Source organism: uncultured Campylobacter sp. (assembly GCF_937949835.1).
GTDB lineage: Bacteria > Campylobacterota > Campylobacteria > Campylobacterales > Campylobacteraceae > Campylobacter_B.
In genome coordinates this window covers 1-2,728 of record NZ_CALEDC010000371.1, presented here as the reverse complement: position 1 = coordinate 2,728, position 2,728 = coordinate 1, and the positions used below count along the sequence as shown (strand labels likewise).

The 2,728-nt window shown below is 48.2% G+C and carries 2 protein-coding genes, 2 tRNA genes and 1 pseudogene; 3 read left to right on the top strand and 2 right to left on the bottom strand.

Translation table 11 applies throughout. From position 1 onward, the window contains the following. Positions 1-405 (bottom strand): annotated as a pseudogene (locus tag Q0256_RS08505) (molybdopterin molybdenumtransferase MoeA); the annotation flags it as partial. Further along, positions 402-1,700 carry an MFS transporter gene (locus Q0256_RS08500; protein WP_297962198.1) on the bottom strand — a complete coding sequence of 433 codons (1,299 nt, stop codon included), beginning with the start codon at positions 1,698-1,700 and terminating at the stop codon, positions 402-404. The pseudogene Q0256_RS08505 and the gene Q0256_RS08500, both read right to left, overlap by 4 nt. A 105-nt stretch (positions 1,701-1,805) precedes the next feature. On the opposite strand from Q0256_RS08500, the gene Q0256_RS08495 reads away from it, so the two are divergent. The 3 genes from Q0256_RS08495 (at position 1,806) to Q0256_RS08485 (ending at position 2,668) form a co-directional block, all read left to right on the top strand. Next, a complete protein-coding gene (locus Q0256_RS08495; RefSeq protein WP_297962196.1) occupies positions 1,806-2,435 on the top strand; it encodes a non-canonical purine NTP pyrophosphatase in 630 nt (209 codons plus the stop codon). 74 nt (positions 2,436-2,509) lie between these two features. Further along, positions 2,510-2,586: transfer RNA gene (locus Q0256_RS08490), tRNA-Pro, on the top strand. 5 nt (positions 2,587-2,591) lie between these two features. After that, positions 2,592-2,668, top strand: a tRNA-His gene (locus Q0256_RS08485). Positions 2,669-2,728: the final 60 nt, after the last annotated feature.

Below are 2,728 nucleotides of genomic sequence, written 5' to 3'. Positions count from 1 at the left end.
TGCGCGCACGGCAAAGCCTGCGGGAACGGATTTTGTGACGACGATTTCGCCTGCTTGCACCTGCACGTTTTCGATCGGCAGAAGCGTGTCGCTGCCCTCACACATGAGCCCGCCTGTAAAGGTTTTGACGCATTCTCCCGCCTTTGCCGCGGCGCTAGGCATCTTGCCTGCAGGCGTAGTGCCGACGATCTTAAATTTCGCTCCCTCGCTCAGATCCGTACCCTTTAGCGCGTATCCGTCCATCGCGGCGGTCGGGCGGCGCGGAGTGCTAAAAGGCGCCGCGACGTCGCTTGCTAAAATACGCCCCAGCGCCTGCGTGATCGCGACTTTTTCGATGCGCGAAGACTTTTGCACCGTGCTTGCGAAGCGCTCCATCGCGCTTTCAAATTTTTCAAATTCCATCATTTGCCTCCTACGATTTTATAAATTTGATCTTCATTTATCAGTTTCGAGTTAAATTTCACAACGAGTTCGCCATCGGTCTCGTAAATTTCAATAATGCCCTTGACACCCTGTAGTACGGAAAAATCGCCGCCTTTAGGAAAGTATAAATTCTTAAAAAGTTTTGGATCGCTCAGCCTAGAAAGTAGCACAAGCCAGATCACACCCAAAACCGCGACGCCAATGCCTAGCGCTTCGATGCCAATTTTGCCAAAAAGTGCGCCACCGCATAGCCCACCCAAAAAACTGCCAAAAAATCCAAAGGAATTAAAAATCCCAAGCGCGGCGCCTTTTTGAGCGACTTTGGCAAATTTGGACGCAAGGCTTTGCATAATGGGCTCATGCGCGTTAAATCCCACGAAAAAGAGCATCACGCCCACCACGAAAGCGCTCGCCCCGCTAGCAAACGCAAAAATCAAATACGAAGCGATGAAAAAGCAAATGCCGATAAGTAGAATTTGCTTAGCTAGCGCGCGCTTTTCGCCTAAAGCACCGCTCGCGCCCATCGCGGTAAAGCCAAAGACCGCGCCTAGAGCATAAATTTTAGTCAAATCACTTTTGGAAAGTCCGAATTTTTGCACGAGCAAAATTGGAATTAGAAAAAACGCTGCCGTCATGAAAGCCTTTTGAAAAAAATTCGTTAAATTCATAAGCATTAAATTTTTGTCACTCAAAAGTGAGCCGAGCGGGACCTTTTGGCGCAGGGAGCGGATATGCGGTTCGGTAGGTACGACGAAAAAAAGCAGCACCAAACATAAAAGCGTAAGCGCCGAACTTAGATGAAATAGGCTGGCAAGTCCAAATTTGGCGCTTAAAAGCGGACTTAAAATCATTGCTACGCCAAAGCTCACGCCTATCATCGCGCCCATTACCGCCATCGCCTTGCCGCGCTCTTCCTCTCGCGTAAAATCGCTAATTAGTGCGGTAGCTACGGCTCCTACAGCACCGCAGCCTTGCAAAAAGCGCCCAAAAATCATCGTATAAATGCTCTCGCTCGCCGCGCAAACGCAAGCACCCAGGATAAAAAGCGCCAGCCCTATCGCAAGGGTTTTTTTACGTCCGATCTTATCGCTTAGCACTCCAAATGGCGTTTGCAAAATCACTTGCATAATCGCATAAATTCCAAAAAGTAGCCCCACTAGGCTTTCGTTTGCGCCGTGTAAGCTCAACGCATACAGGCTAAGCACGGGCAGCAAAATAAATAATCCAAAAAACCTCGTAGCGATGATAAAACTAAGCGGAAGGACGCTTTTTAGCATAATCTTAGACCTCAAATAATATGAAATTTGCGCCGATTATAGCCAAAAATCGTAACGAATTCTTTGATTTTGGGTAAAATGGCGGCTTAAATTTAAGGAGCGAGGATGAAAATTTTACTTGCGACGAGCAACAAAAATAAAGTAAAAGAGATAAAAGAATTTTTCACGGAATACGACGTGTGTGCGCTCCGCGAGGTGCTGGATCCTTTTGAGATCGACGAGTGCGGCACGAGCTTCAAACAAAACGCACTGATTAAGGCCCGTGCCGTGTATGAAGCGCTAAAAAGTAAAAATTTGCAGAGCGAATTTTTCGTGCTAAGCGATGATAGCGGTATCTGCGTGGACGCGCTGGGCGGGGCTCCGGGGATATTTTCGGCGCGCTTTAGTGGAGCGGGTGCAACGGATGCGAGCAATCGCGAGAAATTAGCCGCTAGCCTACGCGCGCTGGAGCTAGAGGAGAGCCCTGCGCATTACACCGCAGCGATCGCGCTAAAATGCGATCTGGGCGAGTTTTGCACGCATGGTTTTATGTACGGCACGGCGATAACGAAGCAGCGCGGGCAAAACGGATTTGGATATGATTTTATGTTTATTCCGCGCGGATTTAATCGCACGATCGGAGAGCTGCCCGCTGCGGTTAAATTTAAAATTTCGCACCGCACGAAGGGGCTGGCGTTGATGCAAATTTTGTTGAAAAATTTAGAAAAACAGATGAGGCTTGCTAAATTTCATTAAATTTCGAGCCACAAAAAGCGGAATTTAAGAAAAAATATATATAATACGCTTTTTATTCAATCCACGAAAATCTACGGAGCGTAGCGCAGGCTGGTAGCGCATCTGGTTTGGGACCAGAGGGTCGAAGGTTCGAATCCTTTCGCTCCGACCATTGTGGTGAGTTTAGCTCAGTAGGTTAGAGCATCAGATTGTGGTCCTGAGGGTCGTGGGTTCGATTCCCACAACTCACCCCACTTTATGCGCTCGTAGCTCAATTGGATAGAGCAACAGACTTCGGATCTGTAGGTTGAAGG

What these genes read in the sequence shown, in the direction of transcription:
- Q0256_RS08500 (WP_297962198.1), bottom strand. Translation starts at nt 1,700, where the DNA reads ATGCTAAAAAGCGTCCTTCCGCTTAGTTTTATCATCGCTACGAGGTTT.
- Q0256_RS08495 (WP_297962196.1), top strand. Translation starts at nt 1,806, where the DNA reads ATGAAAATTTTACTTGCGACGAGCAACAAAAATAAAGTAAAAGAGATA.